At 41.1% G+C, this 18,232-nt stretch carries 20 protein-coding genes; 7 read left to right on the top strand and 13 right to left on the bottom strand.

Annotated features, from left to right (window positions below; genetic code table 11):
• Positions 1-117: 117 nt before the first annotated feature.
• From BUW93_RS00205 to hemA, 13 genes are all read right to left on the bottom strand, one after another.
• Complete coding sequence (locus BUW93_RS00205) at positions 118-831, bottom strand: 3'-5' exonuclease (protein ID WP_081208039.1); 714 nt, start codon at positions 829-831, stop codon at positions 118-120.
• Entirely contained in the window at positions 821-1,966 is a 1,146-nt protein-coding gene (locus tag BUW93_RS00200) for a serine hydrolase domain-containing protein (RefSeq protein WP_081208037.1), read from the bottom strand. The genes BUW93_RS00205 and BUW93_RS00200 overlap by 11 nt, the downstream gene beginning before the upstream one ends.
• Before the next feature lie 13 nt (positions 1,967-1,979).
• Positions 1,980-2,453 carry a methylated-DNA--[protein]-cysteine S-methyltransferase gene (locus BUW93_RS00195; RefSeq protein ID WP_081208035.1) on the bottom strand — a complete coding sequence of 158 codons (474 nt, stop codon included), beginning with the start codon at positions 2,451-2,453 and terminating at the stop codon, positions 1,980-1,982.
• Positions 2,407-3,531 (bottom strand): CNNM domain-containing protein, encoded by a 1,125-nt coding sequence (locus BUW93_RS00190; protein ID WP_081208033.1) that lies wholly within the window; start codon positions 3,529-3,531, stop codon positions 2,407-2,409. The genes BUW93_RS00195 and BUW93_RS00190 overlap by 47 nt, the downstream gene beginning before the upstream one ends.
• 140 nt (positions 3,532-3,671) lie before the next feature.
• Positions 3,672-4,130: a hypothetical protein gene (locus tag BUW93_RS00185; protein WP_157893269.1), complete on the bottom strand. Its 459-nt coding sequence runs from the start codon at positions 4,128-4,130 to the stop codon at positions 3,672-3,674.
• A 116-nt stretch (positions 4,131-4,246) separates the two neighbouring features.
• Complete coding sequence (locus BUW93_RS00180) at positions 4,247-4,606, bottom strand: hypothetical protein (protein ID WP_081208029.1); 360 nt, start codon at positions 4,604-4,606, stop codon at positions 4,247-4,249.
• A 63-nt stretch (positions 4,607-4,669) separates the two neighbouring features.
• Positions 4,670-5,659 (bottom strand): porphobilinogen synthase, encoded by a 990-nt coding sequence (gene hemB / locus BUW93_RS00175; RefSeq protein ID WP_081208027.1) that lies wholly within the window; start codon positions 5,657-5,659, stop codon positions 4,670-4,672.
• 57 nt (positions 5,660-5,716) lie between these two features.
• Positions 5,717-6,619: an oxygen-dependent coproporphyrinogen oxidase gene (hemF, locus tag BUW93_RS00170; protein ID WP_081208025.1), complete on the bottom strand. Its 903-nt coding sequence runs from the start codon at positions 6,617-6,619 to the stop codon at positions 5,717-5,719.
• On the bottom strand, positions 6,616-7,110 hold the full coding sequence (locus BUW93_RS00165; RefSeq protein ID WP_081208023.1) for a DUF6973 domain-containing protein: 495 nt from the start codon (positions 7,108-7,110) through the stop codon (positions 6,616-6,618). Before BUW93_RS00165 ends, hemF begins: the two co-directional genes overlap by 4 nt.
• Before the next feature lie 4 nt (positions 7,111-7,114).
• Positions 7,115-8,137 (bottom strand): uroporphyrinogen decarboxylase, encoded by a 1,023-nt coding sequence (gene hemE, locus BUW93_RS00160; protein WP_081208021.1) that lies wholly within the window; start codon positions 8,135-8,137, stop codon positions 7,115-7,117.
• Position 8,138: 1 nt separating this feature from the next.
• Complete coding sequence (locus BUW93_RS00155; protein WP_232778293.1) at positions 8,139-8,792, bottom strand: uroporphyrinogen-III synthase; 654 nt, start codon at positions 8,790-8,792, stop codon at positions 8,139-8,141.
• Positions 8,792-9,703 carry a hydroxymethylbilane synthase gene (gene hemC / locus BUW93_RS00150; protein WP_081208017.1) on the bottom strand — a complete coding sequence of 304 codons (912 nt, stop codon included), beginning with the start codon at positions 9,701-9,703 and terminating at the stop codon, positions 8,792-8,794. The genes BUW93_RS00155 and hemC overlap by 1 nt, the downstream gene beginning before the upstream one ends.
• The gene (gene hemA / locus BUW93_RS00145; RefSeq protein ID WP_081208015.1) at positions 9,700-10,956 is read right to left on the bottom strand and encodes a glutamyl-tRNA reductase; all 1,257 of its coding nucleotides are present in this window, start codon (positions 10,954-10,956) and stop codon (positions 9,700-9,702) included. The genes hemC and hemA overlap by 4 nt, the downstream gene beginning before the upstream one ends.
• Before the next feature lie 197 nt (positions 10,957-11,153).
• On the opposite strand from hemA, the gene BUW93_RS00140 reads away from it, so the two are divergent.
• The 7 genes from BUW93_RS00140 (at position 11,154) to BUW93_RS00110 (ending at position 18,200) form a co-directional block, all read left to right on the top strand.
• On the top strand, positions 11,154-12,053 hold the full coding sequence (locus BUW93_RS00140) for a helix-turn-helix domain-containing protein (RefSeq protein WP_081209465.1): 900 nt from the start codon (positions 11,154-11,156) through the stop codon (positions 12,051-12,053).
• A gap of 2 nt (positions 12,054-12,055) precedes the next feature.
• Positions 12,056-12,829: a ThuA domain-containing protein gene (locus BUW93_RS00135; RefSeq protein WP_081208013.1), complete on the top strand. Its 774-nt coding sequence runs from the start codon at positions 12,056-12,058 to the stop codon at positions 12,827-12,829.
• Between the two features lie 70 nt (positions 12,830-12,899).
• Positions 12,900-13,934 carry a ferrochelatase gene (hemH, locus tag BUW93_RS00130; RefSeq protein ID WP_081208011.1) on the top strand — a complete coding sequence of 345 codons (1,035 nt, stop codon included), beginning with the start codon at positions 12,900-12,902 and terminating at the stop codon, positions 13,932-13,934.
• On the top strand, positions 13,934-15,280 hold the full coding sequence (locus BUW93_RS00125) for an MATE family efflux transporter (RefSeq protein ID WP_081208009.1): 1,347 nt from the start codon (positions 13,934-13,936) through the stop codon (positions 15,278-15,280). Before hemH ends, BUW93_RS00125 begins: the two co-directional genes overlap by 1 nt.
• 93 nt (positions 15,281-15,373) lie before the next feature.
• A complete protein-coding gene (locus tag BUW93_RS00120) occupies positions 15,374-15,925 on the top strand; it encodes a CopD family protein (RefSeq protein ID WP_198536965.1) in 552 nt (183 codons plus the stop codon).
• A 21-nt stretch (positions 15,926-15,946) separates the two neighbouring features.
• Positions 15,947-17,401, top strand: coding sequence for a sensor histidine kinase (locus tag BUW93_RS00115; protein WP_081208007.1), 1,455 nt, complete (start codon positions 15,947-15,949; stop codon positions 17,399-17,401).
• Between the two features lie 16 nt (positions 17,402-17,417).
• Positions 17,418-18,200: an enoyl-CoA hydratase/isomerase family protein gene (locus BUW93_RS00110; RefSeq protein ID WP_081208005.1), complete on the top strand. Its 783-nt coding sequence runs from the start codon at positions 17,418-17,420 to the stop codon at positions 18,198-18,200.
• Positions 18,201-18,232: the final 32 nt, after the last annotated feature.

Below are 18,232 nucleotides of genomic sequence, written 5' to 3'. Positions count from 1 at the left end.
ATATTTAATCGCCGAAGTTCTCATAAAAATCAGCCATCTTAAAGTTACAAATTTTTAAAGAGGTAAATGGGGTGTTTTAACTGAAGTTTAGCGGAATAAGATTGAAGTCTCTTCGGATTAAACCGAAATAACTTCCGATTCTTCAAGTAATTTTTCCTGTCTGAATTTAAGAATGATCTGGGCGATGGCCACCACATCTTTTTCGCAATAGGTAATTATTCTTTGTGGATCGTTTTCTTCATAAAAAACCTTGCACACATCGCTGCCGGTTATGTCGTCTTTTGGGGAGGGAATCCCAAGAATATTAGTGAGTAACTTCAAAGAAGTAAAATGTTTATAATCCCCGAATTTCCATAGCTCAAGAGTATCAAGATGAGGGACCTCCCAGGGCTTCTTTCCGAAGAGATTTAGTTTAGATGGAAGCGGCAGATTGTGGATGAGCATTCTTCGTGCTATAAAGGGAAAATCGAATTCCTTCCCGTTATGGGCACATAACAAATGATAAGGTTGAAAAAAATGTCCTTTCAATAGCTCACTAAAATCTTTAAGCAATTGTTTTTCTTCGCCGCTAAAGGTGGTTATCCTGAAGTTGCGCTCTTCATTTTTATAATTGAAAAACCCCACCGATATACATACGATTTTGCCAAATTCTGCCCAAATTCCTGCCCTGTCGTAAAATTCTTCCGGGGTATATTCCTCTTTACGTTGGTATTGGGTTTTATCCTCCCACAAAATCTTTTTCTCCTCGCTTAACTCGTTGAAGGAGGCAGTTTCGGGAACAGTTTCTATATCGAGAAAAAGTATGTTTTCCAGATTTATCTTATGAAGCATCTTCTAACATTTTATAAGTTTCATCAATATACCTGAAAAAATCGGGATAATGCTTTTCATCATCTTTTCTGATAAATTTTTCTCCTAATCTTACGATCACCAGTTCATCTTCAGGAATCACGATCACATATTGACCGTGCACCCCCCGCATATAAAAGATTTCTTTTTCCCTGTAATTGGTTAACCATAATCCATAGCCGTATTCCGGGCTCTCTTCAAAGCGAGCCTGCGTCATTCTTTCAATAAAGCTGGAATCCAGCAGGGTTTGACCGTTCCAGGTGCCTTTATCCTTAAACAATTTGCCGAAGCGGGCAAAATCACGGGCATTGGAAGCAATGCAGCAAAAAGCTTTTTCCATGCCGTATTTTTCGCTGTCTAGTTGCCAGAAAGCGTTGCTTTGCATTCCCATGGGTTCCCAGAAATTCCCACTTAGATAATCAGAGAGGTTTTCTCCGGTAGCTTTTTCCAATACCATAGCCAGCAACTGGGTATTTCCGCTTAAATATTTAAACGCTTCTCCCGGGGTTTCGGTGACCTTGAGCTTCAGGATTTGTTTTTTAAGATCATTGCCATAATAAGCTCTGGCCGTCATTCCAAAGGGATTGTAGTAATTCTCCTCCCAGTTTAGCCCTGACGCCATCGAGGCCAGGTCACCCACTTTAAGTTCTTTATCAAATTGAGGGAAAAAATCGGCTACCGGTTGATCCAGACTTTCAATATGCCCCTGCATAATAGCTTTACCTACCATGGCTACTACAATACTTTTCGCCATCGAAAAGGAGTTAGACCTGATGGCGGGGGTGTAATCCTGGTAATATTTTTCAAACCATATACTATCATTCTTTATCATTAAAAAAGACACGGTTTTTAATTCTTTATTTATTTTTTCCAAAGCTTCGGTAGCTTCTTCTGAATTATAATCAGGGTGTTTGGGCCATTCCTGGCCGTTATCGGCGGCTTCAATAATTCTGTTGTCGAAGGCATGATAGTCGGCGATAAAAGCTGAATTATGTCCGTTTAAATAGGTGATTCTGGCCGCTCTTAAAACATATTCATAATTGAAGATATAGAGAAGAACAAGGCCCAACAACAATATCGCCAGGCTAATACCAAGAATTCTTAGAAACTTCTTCATGTCAATCACATATTTAAAAAAGACTTTTTTGTGTTAAAACGCCTTCGTGTTCCAATAGCCATTTCTTACGGGGAATTCCCCCGGCATACCCGGTTAAGGAGCCGTCGCTGCCTATTACCCTGTGACAGGGCACCAGGATCCAAACCGGATTCTTGCCGTTGGCCGAGGCCACGGCTCTTATAGCTTTAATATCACCAAGCTGTTTCGATAGTTCTAAATAAGACACTGTTTTTCCATGGGGAATTTCCAACAGGGCACGCCAAACCTTCTTCTGGAACTCGGTCCCTTCTAAATCGAGCTTCAAATGGAAGGCTTTTAACTCACCTCTAAAATAGGCCTCAAGCTGTTCTACAACCGGCAATAGATAATCTGGAATTTCAGAAGTAGGTTGCGGGGTTTCATCGAGAATTTTTATTTCTGAAACGCCTTCTTCACTCCCTCTAATCCTGGCTATTCCCAGTGGAGTCTTTAGATGTATCTTCATCATCTTTTTTATCTTGTTCCTCCTCGCGCTTAATCAATCCCAGTCGTTTTGCGCGACGTTCCCAGTTTTGACGGGCAAGCAGCTGCATGTCTTCTATGCTGTCGCTCTCATCCATTATTTCAAGCCCCAGCAAGGTTTCTATGATATCTTCCATAGTGACCAGGCCTACGGTGTTCCCATATTCATCTACTACCATAGTTATATGGCCTCTATGCTGAATAAATTTTTCGAATAATTCAGGTATGGGGGTGTTAGCAGGAGTCATAAAGACTTCTCTTTTTAAAATGCTTAAAGGTTCTTCTCCTTTTTCATTTATTATTTCTTCAAGTACATCATCCTTAAGGATGAATCCTGTAATATTATTGGGTTTCGCTTTGTAGATGGGAATTCGGGAAAATTTAAGGTTTCGGTGACTTTGATGAAAATCTGCGATAGAAGTGTCTTCATCTTCGGTAACGGCAACAGAGTATGGGGTCATCACATCTTTAGCCTCCACCGATTTAAAAACCAGTAAATTCTTGATTACGGTAGTTTCACTTTCCTCAAAAACCCCTTCCTCCTTTGCTGCATCGGTAATTGCCGCAAATTCTTCCCGGCTCATGGAACTTACGTGGGCCGATTTTCCTATTAATTTTGTGGTGAGCATCATAAGCCAAAGTATCCCGGTATATTTAAGAGGGAAAATCATAAGTTTTAAAGAGTTTGCCGTAAAACTTCCTAACTTTTGCCAATAGGTTGCTCCTATGGTTTTCGGAATAATTTCAGAAAGGATTAAAATAGCGAGGGTCATAATTGCCGAAACAATCCCTACAGAATTGTTCCCGTCCCCAAATGTTTTCTCGGCCTGTACCCCCACGAGTATTGCTCCAACGGTATGGGCAACAGTATTAACCGTTAAAATCGCAATCAAGGGGCGGTCTATATCCTGTTTGAAATGCGCAAGGGTATCAGCATAGGTTTTTCCTTCCTGTTTTTTAATTTTAATATAAGAAGGTGTAAAACTTAGAAGAGCAGCTTCCAGGACTGAACAGAGAAAGGAAAAGAAAATGGAAATAAAAGCATAAAATAATAGTAATCCCATTGCGCGGTTAGTTATTGAATAATCTAATTTAGGGATAAATTAAAGAAAAAAATAAAAAGAAATTATAAACCTCCGGAAAGCTATTGGATGTTGCTTTTCCTGGTTGCCTTCCGGAAATTTATATGGTTTTTAACCCCTGGTTAAGCTTTAATTAGCTTTTCCCATTTTTTGGCCAGAACTAAGCTGGTCTCAGCATCTGAAGAATTTTTATCTTTTTCATCATAGAAGACAATTTCATCTATTTTCCTGTTTTTCGTTCCAAACAGGTTTAAGCTGATATAGTTAAAACGACCTTCAGAAATTTTATGATTTTGGGTGGATAACCTGCTTTCTTTTACCTCCTTGAGGTTTAGGATGTTGTATTCAGGATTCTTGCCCGGGTTTACAATAAGCAGTTTACGAGCTTTTGAATCCAGACCTAATAGTAGGTTATCTAAAAGTTCAGTAACTTCAGGATTGAGATTATTATCCTTACTGATAGTTTCAATTTTTTTGAGTGTGTTTTTTTCCTGTTTCTTCTGTTGAAGAATTAATATAAGGATTGGGCCTATAAACACTAAGAGTAGGCCTAAACCAATTAAGCTTGAAGCTGTATCCATTTCTTTATTTTTTATGGTGATATGATTTATGGGTGGCCGCACGGCCTAATAAAGGCGCACCTGCAGCCGGGCTTTTCCTCAAAGCCTTTTAATTATTCAGATAAACCTGAAAATATTCACCAAAAAAAATGGAAAGGAAAGATCTTTTGCCTCAGGTCATTCCTATGATCCTGAAGATATGCGGTTGGTTTTTTTAGACGCTGGGATGTCCTGAAGTGAAAATTATCGGTGTTGGTCTGTGCGCCACCACCAAAGTGATATCCCGGGGTATCTTCGGAATACTCACTTGCATTGCCAAAAGAAATTTCCTGAAAAAGTAAGCCTTCAGTATTTTGGTAGGTTTGAGTAAGTAAGCGATCTCCAGAGTCTTCCTTAATGAATTGCCCGGGTGAAAAAGCAAAAGCCTGCTGGCCATAGACCGCCAACAAACCGATAATAGTAAAAGCTATAAAGCCTTTATTTCGAAACTTTTTCATTTCTCAAAAGTATGCAAAAAGCAGCTTGCTTTTTAAACATTTTAAATCTATCAAATTACGAGCCTAAGAGATAAGTTTCACGGCTTCTTTTGCAAAATAACTGGCAATCATAGCTGCCCCTGCACGTTTAATGGCGGTTAGTTGTTCCAGGACCACTGCATCGTGATCGAGCCAGCCTTTCTCTGAGGCAGCTTTTATCATAGCATATTCCCCGCTTACCTGATACACGGCAACCGGCACGTTTACCGCGTTTTTAATGTCACGTACTATGTCAAGATAGCAGAGTCCCGGTTTTACCATTACGATATCGGCGCCCTCCTCGATGTCCATCAGGGTTTCGCGAATGGCTTCATCCCTGTTTGCAGGATCCATCTGGTAGGTGTTTTTGTTCTTCGGAATGTTTTCAGCATCAACAGGTGCTGAATCCAAAGCGTCACGGAAAGGGCCATAAAAAGCAGAAGCATATTTCGCACTGTAACTCATAATCCCGGTGTCGTAAAAACCTTCGTCTTCCAAGAGGCTCCTAATTTCAAAAATGCGCCCGTCCATCATATCGCTGGGCGCAAGTATATCGGCGCCGGCTTTTGCGTGAGAAAGGCCCATTTCGGCTAGAACAGCTGTGGTATCGTCATTGATAATTTTTCCTTCCGAAACTATGCCGTCATGACCAAAAGAAGAGTAGGGGTCCAGGGCAACATCGGTCATTACCAACATTTCGGGAACTGCATCTTTTACCGTTTTAATCGCACGTTGCATCAAACCTTCGGCATTTAGAGCTTCGGTACCTGCATTATCTTTCAGGTTTTCGGGTACCTTAACAAAAAGCAAAACCGACTTTAAACCTAATTTCCACACCTCTTTTACCTCCTTTTTTAAAAGATCTAAGCTCATCCTGTAATAACCAGGCATGGAAGCAATCTCCTCTTTTATATTTTTTCCTTCCACCACGAAGAGCGGTACTATAAAATCGTCTGGAGTGATAGCGGTTTCCCTTACCAGGCTTCTTACGGCCTCATTGGTTCGTAATCTTCTATTTCTGTTTAATGGGTACATAATTTTGAAATTTTGTAGTCAGTATTTAGTTTTTGAGGAGCCGGATTAAGGCATCAGTTATACCCAATCTTTCGGGTTTTCCAGAACCTTCAATAATTTTTCTTCTTCGCTTCCCGGCTCGGGATGCTGGTCGTAAACCCATTGCACGTGTGGGGGCAGGCTCATCAAAATACTCTCTATCCTGCCATTGGTCTTTAAGCCGAAAAGTGTTCCTTTATCGTGCACCAAATTAAATTCTACGTAACGGCCACGTCTTATTTCCTGCCAGGTTCTCTGCGCTTCGGTATAGGATAAATCTTTTCTTTTTTCAAGGATGGGCACATAAGCTTCGAGAAAACTATCGCCCACTTCGGTGACGAAATCATACCATGCCTCGATGCTCATCTCTTCGGAAGCTTTTAAATAGTCGAAAAATAGTCCGCCAATACCACGAGCTTCGTCACGATGGGAGTTCCAGAAATATTCATCACACTTTTTCTTGTATTCGGGATAGAATTCAGGATTGTGTTTATCGCAGGCCTGCTTGGAGACTTTATGAAAATGAATGGCATCTTCCTCAAACAGGTAATACGGGGTAAGGTCCTGGCCCCCGCCAAACCACTGGTCTATTACTTTTCCCGATTTGTCATACATTTCGAAATAGCGCCAATTAGCGTGAACGGTCGGGACCATCGGGTTTTTAGGGTGAAGTACCAGGCTAAGGCCACAGGCGAAGAAATCTACATCTCCAACTTTGAAATATTTTTGCATCGCCGGGGGTAAAGGCCCGTGCACTGCAGAAATATTCACTCCCCCTTTTTCAAATACATTACCATTTTCGATCACTCTTGTTCTACCTCCACCACCTTCTGGGCGATTCCAGAGATCCTGCTGAAATTTAGCCTTTCCGTCTACCTCTTCAAGTTTCGTGGTGATCCTGTCCTGTAATTCTTCAATATATGCGTAAAATTTTTCTCTCATTTTCTTTCTTCAATATATACCAGATGATTTTGCCGGGTGCTTATTTCTTCTGTTTTGTTAACCAGAACGGCCTTTCTCATTTCTTCCTGTAAAAGCTTGATAACATCTAAATTTTTTTCCAAATGAAACTTTTCAAAGAGCTTGCGCCCCATCAGGTTGTTATGTAAATCCATTGTTTTTTCAAACCTGCTATTAGGAGCAAGTTCTTCATGCAGATCGGTTATCTTTTTGCTCCATTCCACCGACTTCGCTACAGAATTACAGATGTCAAAATAATTCTCACATAGCAAATAATTCCAAAGCGCGTGCCTAAAGGCGTTCGTAGGGTTATTTTTGTGGTGGTCATCTTCAAAAAGTTCATCACAAATATTAATACATTGCCTGGTGGTTTCAATTGTTGGAATAATAAAACGGGGCTGTTTGATAAAAACCTTAAAAAGTCGAAAAACTTCCCGCGGACTCATATTTACCAAACGCCCCCAGATTGCCATGCTGTTATTTATATTCTTTCACCGCTTCAACAAAAGCGATGGCATTTTCCACAGGGATATCGGGTAAAATTCCGTGTCCCAGGTTTACGATATAGCGGTCTTTGCCAAATTCATCGATCATTTGGTGAACCATTTTTTTGATCTCAGCTGGAGGGGAGTATAACCTTGAAGGATCAAAATTACCCTGCAGGGTAATCTGCCCGCCGGTGAGATAACGTGCATTTTTTGGGCTACAGGTCCAGTCAACGCCAATGGCTGCAGCACCAGATCTTGCCATGGTATGTAGTGCAAACCAGCAACCTTTTCCGAAGGCGATTACCGGGATAACATCTTTTAAGGCATCGATGATCTGCTGAATATATTTCCAGGAAAATTCATCATAATCGGTGGGGCTAAGCATCCCTCCCCAGGAATCGAAAACCTGAACTGCATCTACACCGGCAGCAACCTTGGCTTTTAGATAAGCTATGGTGGTATCGGTTATCTTTTGAAGCAATTGATGTGCTGCTACAGGATTAGTGAAGCAGAATTTCTTTGCAATATCAAAATTTTTAGAGCCCTGTCCCTGTACCGCATAACATAGGATCGTCCAGGGAGAACCTGCAAAGCCAATAAGCGGAACCTCATCGTTAAGTTCCTGTTTTGTCATTTTTATCGCTTCCATCACGTAGCCCAAAGTTTCCTGAACATCTGGAACAATTACACGATCAACATCTTGTTGTGTTCTCACCGGGTTTGGTAGCCAGGGTCCAACGCCCGGCTTCATTTCAACTTCAATATTCATCGCCTGCGGTATAACCAGAATATCGCTAAAAAGAATTGCTGCATCGGTTCCAACCTGGTGGATTGGCATCACAGTGATCTCAGTGGCCAATTCCGGGGTGCGACAGCGGGTGAAGAAATCGTATTTCTCCTTGAGCTTCATAAAATCTGGCAGGTAACGCCCTGCCTGTCTCATCATCCATACCGGTGGCCGTTCTACTGTCTCTCCTTTTAAGGCTCTTAAAAATAAATCGTTTTTTATCATTTTAGTTCTTTTCTTTAAAATATTTCACCACAGTTACAATCAGATTTTCAATGCTGGGTTTGGTGGCAATTACAATATTTTGGGTGTGTTTTTTGGCTTCTTTTGCGGTGGTTTTACCTATACAAAAGGCAGTGCTGTTCTTTATTTTGTTTTTTGAGGTGAAACTCTTTACCCCACTGGGGCTAAAAAACATGATTCCATCAAACTCCTGCGGAAATCTCTGTTTGTTTAAATGGGTTTTGTAGACCTCAACTTCCTTAAAGACGACACCTTCTTTTTTTAATGCTGAAGGTAATTCTTCTCTGCGCAGGTTTCCGCAGAAAAAAGTGAATTTCTCCTCCAGATAATTTTCGGTTATCATTTCAGCCAAATCACTCCCATAATCTGAAACTTCTCTGATGCTAAAATTATTGTTTTTTAAAAAGCTGGCAGTTTTTTCTCCTACACAAAAGCAATTCTGGATTTTGAGCTGTCTCTTTACAATAACTTTTGCAGCGTTTTTACTGGTTATAATGGCATTTTTGATCTCGCTTTCCGGAATTTCAAAATCCAGGAATTCAATTTTAATAGCATCGTATTCTACAAGACTCAGCCCCGAATTCAGAAAAAGGTTTTTCTGGCTTAAGCTTAGTTTTTTAGTAGAAAGGCTTGTCATTATTTCAAGACCTTTCTTATCTCAGCCATAAGTTCTTTCCCACCTCTATTCAGCACTTCACGGGCACAGCTGTTTCCAAAACCTTGAATTTCATCGATTCTGGTGGTTTTTTCAACCTCGATCTTCTGCTTTCCGTCAAGACTGAAAAGTGCACCTTTAAAGTAAACAATATCTTTTTCTATGGTAACCAGAGCGCCAATAGGGGCGGTACAACCACCTTCCAGCGTTTTAAGGAACTGTCTCTCGATATGAACACTTATTTTGCTTTCCTGATGATTAAGGGGTTCAAGGGCTTTTCTCGAAAATTCGTCGTCTTCCATAGCCACCACGAGCATTGCTCCCTGGGCAGGAGCTGGGATCATCCAGTTGAGGTCTATATAATTTTCGGGTTTCAAAGCGATGCGCTCCAGGCCGGCTGCAGCGAAAATAGCTCCGTTCCAGTCGTTTTCTTTCAACTTTTTCATTCGGGTATTTACATTTCCGCGTAAATCTACTACCCGGTGAGAAGGATATTTATTGAGCCATTGGGCTTTGCGGCGGAGGCTTCCCGTGGCGATGGTCCCTTCAGAATTCAGGAAATCAAGGCCTTTGTGAATTAAAATGTCCTTGGAGTTTGCTCTTTTTAGGATCGCGGCTTCTACTATTCCTTTAGGCAACGCGGTAGGGACGTCTTTCATGGAATGAACGGCGATGTCTATCTCGCCTTTTATCATTGCCACATCCAGGGTTTTGGTAAAAATTCCCGTGATCCCCATTTCATAAAGAGGCTGGTCCAGGTTGAGGTCTCCGGTAGATTTTACAGGAACAAGTTTGGTGGGATGACCTAAATGTTCCAGGGCATTTTGTACAGTTTTTGCCTGCCAAAGAGCAAGTTCGCTATCCCGGGTACCTATTCGTATCGTTTTTTTCATTTTTGAAGCTCTTCTAACTGAAAAACTTTCTGGATGAGTTCCAGGCTTTCATCAGTGGTTTCAGAATCGCTTTTTAAATGATTTGCAAAATGTTTGGTGATCTTTTGAATAATGCGATTACTTATTATTTCGGCCTGCTCGTCATTAAAATCGGTTATTTTCCTGCGTTGAAAATCCAATTCATCATCCTTCATGCTTTTCAATTTCCTTTTCAGGGCCTTGATGGTGGGGGCAAATTTACGGGTTTCCAGCCACTTGTTAAATTCTGCTTCCACTTCCATTATGATCTCCCTTGCCTGAGGGATAAACTGCTGGCGTCGCTCCAGGGTGGCATCGGTCATTTTTGAAAGCTGATCGAGGTGCACCAGTTTTACATTGGAGAGTTCTGCCACATCATCGGCCACGTTTTTCGGAATAGAAAGGTCAAGTATGAGCAAATCCTTCTTAGAATAGATTAGCTCCTTAGAGATGGTAGGATTTTGCGCGCCGGTTGCCACGATTAAAATATCGCTATTTCGTATTTCGGCTTGTAAATCGGCGTAATCTTTAACGATAAGGTTAAATTTTCCCGCAACACGTTCAGCTTTATCCTTGGTACGGTTTATTAAGGTAATATGGTTGTTCCTGGTATGTTTAACCAGGTTTTCACAGGTGTTTCGGCCAATTTTTCCTGTTCCGAAGAGAAGAATATTCTTTTCTGAAACCTTTTCAATATTGTTCAGGATATATTGAACAGAGGCAAAGGCAACAGAAGTCGCTCCGCTGGAGATTTCAGTTTCATTTTTTATGCGTTTGCTGGCTTGGATCACCGCGTTAACAAGACGCTCAAGAAAAACATTGGTGAGTCCCAGTTTTTTAGACTGGATAAAGGAATTTTTGAGTTGGCTTATAATCTCAAAATCCCCCAGGATCTGGCTGTCCAATCCGGTGCCCACCTGGAACATATGAGCGATTGCCTTTTTGTTTTTATGCACATAGGCTACTTTTTCAAATTCTTCTACGGTACCATGGGTATGTTCGCAAAGCAATTTGATGAGCTCAAAAGGGTGGTGAGCAAAACCGTAAATCTCGGTACGGTTACAGGTAGAGGTGGTTAAAATAGCTTCAATTCCTTCTTTGTGTGCCTGTTCCAGCAGGTGCTGTTTGGCTTCTTCCCCAAGGCTAAAATGACCTCTTATCTCGGCATCAGCTTTTTTATAGCTTAATCCGATGGTATAAAAATGTTTACCTCCAGAAAAATGAAAATTTTCCATGTATTTTATTAGGATTGCGTGGACAAAAGTAAAACATAGCTTAAAGAAAATATAACGCTGAAAGTACTAAATGTGTCGATTCCTGATAAATATCAGTTAAAATCGGTCTAACTTTGAAAAATAGCCGAAATAATAGTAAATTCAATTACTTGAAAGGCTTCTTTATAGGTGCTGAAGAAAGGGAGAAATATTTTATGATGAAAACAAATGGCAAAAATATCGCTGGAGGAACGATAATGAGCACTCCCATAGAGGAGGGCTTTTACATTTTTAAGTTCCTTAATGACTCTGCTGATACTCAGAACTTTGTTCGTGAAATTGACAGCAGTTTTATCCAGTTTCATTTCAATGTAAAAGGGAGTAGCAGGTTTTTGTTTAACGCTGGCGGGTATGAGTTGCCGCTTGAGGAAGAAAATTCGTTGCTGCTTTATAATCCGCAGCAAGCCCTTCCTTTAAACCTAAATCTTGATCCTAATTCCTGGGTGGTATCCCTGGTGATTTCTATTAAAAAATTTCACTCTCTTTTCTCTCAGGAAGCCGATTATATTCCTTTCCTGAGTTCAGAAAACAGGGATAAAAAATACTACAAAGAGACACCAATTACCCCGTCCATGGCTATTGTGCTTAACCAGCTCTTAAATTTCAGCCTAACGCCAAGTATCAAAAATCTTTATTTTAAAAGCAAGGCCTATGAATTGTTGAGCCTGTATTTTAATAGAACCGAAGATCCCGATCTGGAACAATGTCCATTTTTGATCGACGAGGAAAATATTCAGAAAATACGCCGGGCGAAGGAAATTGTGATCTCAAAACTGGCTGAGCCACCATCGCTGCAGGAACTGGCCGATGAGGTTGGCCTGAGTTTAAAAAAATTAAAAGATGGGTTTAAACAAATTTATGGCACTTCGGTGTATAGTTTTCTGTTTGATTACAAAATGGAATATGCCCGTAAATTATTGGATACCGGAGAATATAATGTAAATGAAGTGGGCCTGAAACTGGGTTATAGCACTGCCAGTCACTTTATAGCCGCTTTTAAAAAGAAATTCGGGACAACCCCGAAAAAATATATTATGTCTTTATCAAAAAATCTTTAGAAATGAGAAGCTTAAAGTATTTATTAATACTGTTTTTGGTCCTGCTGATTTCAACAAATATGTTTGCTCAGGAGGAAGAAGAGGAAGAAGAGGAAAAAGAAATTCTGGTTTTTCACAAAGCCGAAGGTTTCTGGCATAAATCCACTCCTGCCGGGCATGCAATTATAAAAGATCTCGGCGAAGAAAACGGATTTGAGGTGAAAGAAACCAATGATAGCGATGACTTTAACGAAGAAGACCTTAAAAAATATTCGCTGGTAGTGTTCTTAAATACCAGCGGAGACGTGCTGAATGATGAAGAACAGGCCGCTTTCGAAAAATATATTGCCAATGGTGGAAGTTTCTTCGGAATTCACGCCGCCGCCGATACCGAATTCGATTGGCCCTGGTATGGTGAGCTGGTGGGGGCATATTTTGTAGATCACCCTAAGGTACAGCGGGCAAATGTAATCGTTGAAATGCCCGGTCACCCAAGTGTTTCTCATCTTCCCAATCCCTGGTCGAGGATAGATGAGTGGTATAACTATAAAAACCTTAACCCCAAAAATAAGGTTTTGCTGAGTCTTGATGAATCGACTTATAATGGAGGGGAGAACGGAGAAAATCATCCTATTGCCTGGTATCGTGACCTCCCCGGTGGCGGTGTTAGCATTTACACCGGAGGTGGCCACAGGATCCAGTCTTATATGGAACCGGGATTTCAGGAGCATATATTAAGAAGTATTCTTTTTGCCCTGGGAAAAGGGGTCGATACCGAATTGATTATTGAACAATAAAGATTCAGAATAGCGGCGGTTTTCACCGCCCGTTTTATAGTTATATTTTTGTGCCGAAATTAAAAAACTTATGAGCAAAGGCGTATTACTGGTTAATCTGGGATCCCCTGATAGCACCGATCCGAAAGATGTGAAAAAATACCTCGATGAATTCCTTATGGATGAACGGGTAATAGATGTGCCTTACTGGGCACGAGTGCTTCTTGTTAGAGGAATAGTGCTGAATACCAGGCCAAAAAAATCTGCTGAAGCCTATAAAAAGATATGGTGGGAAGAAGGCTCGCCTTTAATAGTGCTTTCAGAAAGACTACAGTCTAAAATAGACGATCTAACTTCGGTGCCAATCGCTTTAGCCATGCGTTACGGGAAACCTTCTATTAAAGAAGGCTTGCAGGAATTGCATGATAAAGGGGTAGATGAAGTATTGCTTTTTCCGCTTTATCCTCAGTTTGCGATGGCTACCACCGAAACTATCCTGGTTTTAGCCGAAAACCTAAGGCAAAAGCATTTTCCGGAGATGCAATTCACTACCGTACCGCCATTTTACAATCATCCAGATTATATACGAGTACTTGCCGAAAGTATTTCTGATAGTTTAAAAGGAAAAGATTTTCAGCATTTATTGTTTTCCTATCACGGAGTGCCCGAACGGCATATTCGTAAAAGCGATATCACTAAGTCTCATTGTAAAATTGATGGAAGTTGTTGCCAGACCCCCTCAGAAGCCCACCAGTTTTGCTACAGGCATCAATGTTTTGAAACAACCCGCTTAGTAGCGGAATACCTTGAGTTGAAAGAAAATTCATATAGTGTATCCTTCCAGTCCCGGCTTGGTTTCGACCCGTGGCTCCAACCATACACTGATCGTACCATAGAGCGTTTCGGGAAACAGGGAATGAAAAAACTTGCCATTGTAACTCCGGCTTTTGTTTCAGATTGCCTGGAGACGCTTGAGGAGATAGCCATGGAAGGAGAAGAAATATTTCATGAGGTAGGAGGAAAGGATTTTAACGTTGTGCCCTGTTTGAACGATCGCGATGATTGGGTTAAAATCCTGTCCCGCTGGATTGATGAATGGGCACATCAAAAGGCGGTTGAGGTATAATGTCAAAAATCACCGCTGCCGAACTGGGAAATAAGCCGATAGGGAAACTTCTTATTCAGCAGGCGGTGCCGGCATCGGTTGGGATTTTGGTGATGTCCCTAAATATCCTGGTAGACACCATTTTTGTAGGAAACTGGATAGGCCCTGTGGCCATTGCAGCCATTAATGTGGTTTTGCCTGTTTCATTTTTTATTGCCGCTTTGGGAATGGCCATTGGCGTTGGAGGCTCTTCGGTGGTTTCAAGGGCTTTGGGCGCTAATAACCAGGAACGGGCCTTAAGGACTTTTGGCAATATGATTAGCCTGAGTCTTATTCTTACCCTACTATTAGTTGGCCTTGGTCTCTTTTTTATCGATTTCCTTATTCCCGCCTTTGGCGGAAAGGGAGCTATTTTTGAACCCGCAAAAATTTACTATCAGGTGGTTGTTAGCGGGGTTCCTTTTCTAGCGCTTTGTATGATGGGGAATACCGTAATAAGAGCTGAAGGCAAGCCTAAATTTGCCATGGTCGCGATGATCATCCCCTCTGTGATCAACCTTTTTCTGGATTACCTTCTTATAAATGTTATGGAGATGGGAATGTTGGGGGCCGCCTTAGCCACAACGGCTTCCTATATTTTCTGTTTTGCCTATGTGCTGTGGTTTTTCCTTTCAAAAAATTCAGAATTAAAGATAAGCTTAAGTCATTTTGGTTTTAAGCTACCAATCCTTAGGGAAATTTCTTCCCTGGGTTTCGTGACCCTGGCCCGACAGGCCGTGGTAAGCATAATCTATCTTTTAATGAATAATATTCTCTTTGACCTGGGTGGGGAAAATGCCGTAACGGTTTATGCTATAATTGCCCGTATGTTGATGTTCGCTTTGTTTCCTGTGCTTGGTGTAACCCAGGGGTTTCTACCAATTGCAGGTTATAATTATGGAGCCAGAGAGTTTACCCGGGTTAAAAAAAGTATTAACACAGCCGTAATCTATGCCAGCGGGCTGGCCTTGCTGGTTTTTGCCGGAATAATGTTTTTTTCTGAAGATATCGTGAAAATTTTCACCGGAAATGAGCAGATTATCGCGGCAACACCTTCGGCTATGCGCTGGGTTTTTGCGGCCACGCCAATTGTTGCACTTCAGTTAATAGGAGCTGCCTATTTTCAGGCGGTGGGGAAGGCGCTGCCTGCACTTTTGCTTACGCTTTCCCGGCAGGGCTTTTTCTTTATTCCCCTGGTGCTTATTCTGCCTCACTATTTGGGAGAATTAGGAGTTTGGATTTCATTTCCCCTGGCCGATATTTTATCGACCATTGTAACCGGCTATTTTTTACACCGGGAAATAAAATTGAAGCTAAAACCCGATTAAGATTTATGCCTCAATTTCCTAAAACAATTAGTTACCTTTGTTAGGAATGCAAGCTTTTAAAGCGATAAGTAAAAACCAGCAAACACTTAATTTGTGATAGAATATTACCAGTACATTAAAGCTCTTCATCTTATTTTTGTGATAACCTGGTTTGCCGGACTTTTTTATATCCCCAGGTTATTTATTTACCATATTGAAGCCAGCCTGAAGCCCGAACCGGAAAACCATATCCTTACTGAACAATTAAAACTTATGACCAGGAGGTTGTGGTACATTATCACCTGGCCTTCGGCTATTCTTGCGAGTTTATTCGCTTTCTGGATGCTATTTTTGATGCCTTCATTTTTGCAAATGAACTGGATGCTTATTAAACTGGCCTTTGTGGGTTTATTATATGTCTATCATTATAAATGCCATTTGATCTTCCTGGAAATGCAAAAAGATGTTGTTAAATGGTCTTCCAACCAAATGAGATTATGGAATGAAGTGTCTACCCTAATCCTATTTGCAGTTGTTTTTCTGGTAATCCTTCGGGATTCGCTCAATTGGATCTTTGGCGTGTTGGGAATATTCTTGCTTGCGGGGATGTTGATGCTGGGCATTAAAATTTACAAGAGAATACGGGCTGGAAACCCTAAGGCCTGATATTTGCTTAAATAGAGCTGTATGAATTTGTTGAAACTCTCATTGCGTTCCCGTATTTTCTTCTCTATGCTATTGCTGGTATTAGGGACTTCCATCCTTATCGTGGGAGTAACTGTGTTTCAGTATAAGAAGGAGGCAGAACAGTACCATAATGAGCGACTGGAAAGAAAAGAACAGGCTATAATGGAAAATATTCGTTTTGTTCTTGGAAGCACTACCTATTTTGTGAGCACCGAAAATATTGATGAAATCTTCAAGGAACGCGGAAAGATTTATGAAATGGCGCAGGTTCACGAGATGCAGATCAATATTTATGATCTGGAAGGGCGTCTTTTGGTGAAATCAAACGAATCTTTTTTTAAGGACACTACCGATGTGCAGTTAGATAAAAAACTGTTGAAGAGGCTGGATAGTTCATCTTCAAAAAGAATCTCACAGCATACTGAGGTGAATGGAGATAAATTCCAGTCTTCTTATTCCTATATCACCGACAATAAATTTAAACCGCTTGCTATTTTATACCTGCCCTATCTTCAGGATGATAGTTTGTTGAATCGGGACCTCAATAATTTCCTTATGCGTATGGGAGAGGTCTATTTATTGATGTTGGTATTGGCGATTATTCTGTCTTATTTTCTTTCGAAATACATCACCAAGACCCTGAAAATAATTTCAGATAAAATCAACCAGACCAGGTTAGATAAGCGCAACCAAAAGATTGAGATCAGCAATGCATCTGAAGAGATTTATGCCCTTGTCGCGGCATATAATAGTATGATCGATGAGCTTGAGGAAAGCGCGGTAAAGCTTGCCACAAGTGAGCGGGAACAGGCCTGGCGTGAAATGGCCAAGCAAGTAGCTCATGAGATTAAAAATCCACTCACTCCAATGCGACTTAGCGTGCAGAGTTTTCAGAGAAACTTTAGACCCGATGATCCCGATATTCAGCATAAGGTAGATGAATATTCCCGAACCCTTATCAATCAAATAGATACGATGAGCTCTATAGCTGCGGCATTCTCTAATTTTGCAAAAATGCCGGCGCAAAAAAATGAGACCCTTAACGTGCCGAAAATCGTTAAACTGGGGCTGGATATTTTTAATGAAAGCTATATAAACTTCACCACAGATAAAGAAGAAATTCTGGCTAAATTTGATCGAACCCAGCTCATAAGAGTGATTACAAACCTTGTTAAAAACGCCATCCAGGCTGTGCATAATCTTGAAAACCCTCAAATTTTGGTGAGTGTTCAGGATGAAGATACGATGGTTTGCATTTCGGTGTCTGATAATGGAACGGGAATCGCCGAAGAGAATAAAGACAAGGTCTTCGAACCTAAATTTACCACGAAAAGCAGCGGAATGGGGCTTGGGCTTGCTATGGTAAAAAATATTGTTGAAAACTACCAGGGAACTATTAGTTTTAGCTCAAAACAAAATAAAGGCACTATCTTTAAGGTGCGATTTCCGAAGTAGAAAAAATAAATATATTATGGATTACGAAAATATTTTAACCGAAGAACAGAACGGGATTTTACATATTACTATAAACCGTCCAAAAAAACTCAATGCCCTTAACAGGGCTACCATAAAAGAACTACACGAAGCTTTTTCCAATGCCAAGGAAGATCATGAGGTAAAGGTGATTATTCTTACCGGTAGCGGGGAGAAAGCCTTTGTGGCAGGCGCCGATATTAGCGAATTCGCTGATTTCTCTCCCGAGGAAGGCCGCGAGCTTGCTGCCAGGGGCCAGGCTTCTCTTTTTGATTTCGTAGCCAATTTTCCAAAACCTGTGATCGCCGCTGTAAATGGCTTTGCCCTTGGTGGTGGTTTAGAACTGGCCATGGCAGCACATTTTAGAATTGCCAGCGATAATGCCAAAATGGGCTTGCCTGAAGTTTCCCTGGGAGTTATTCCGGGATATGGTGGCACCCAGCGTCTTCCTCAGTTGGTAGGAAAAGGGCGTGCAATGGAAATGATCATGACTGCAGGAATGATCGATGCCAACCAGGCGCTTCAATATAACTTGGTTAATCATGTTACTTCTCTAGATGAATTACCCGAATTGGCCCAGGAACTTGCACAAAAAATAATGAAAAATTCGCTGGTTGCCATCAGTGGTGCCATTAGAGCGATTAATGCGAATTACGAGGATGGGGTGAATGGCTTTGAAGTGGAAATAGGCGAGTTTGGCCATGCCTTTGGTACCGCAGATTTTAAAGAAGGAACTGATGCCTTTTTGAATAAACGCAAAGCCGATTTTCCGGGAGAATAATCCATTTTTTGGAAATTCCTGTTAAACTTCTT

Source organism: Salegentibacter sediminis, from assembly GCF_002078605.1.
GTDB classification, from domain to species: domain Bacteria; phylum Bacteroidota; class Bacteroidia; order Flavobacteriales; family Flavobacteriaceae; genus Salegentibacter; species Salegentibacter sediminis.
Note: the sequence above shows the minus strand (reverse complement) of the source record. Positions and strands in the feature narration are given on the sequence as shown.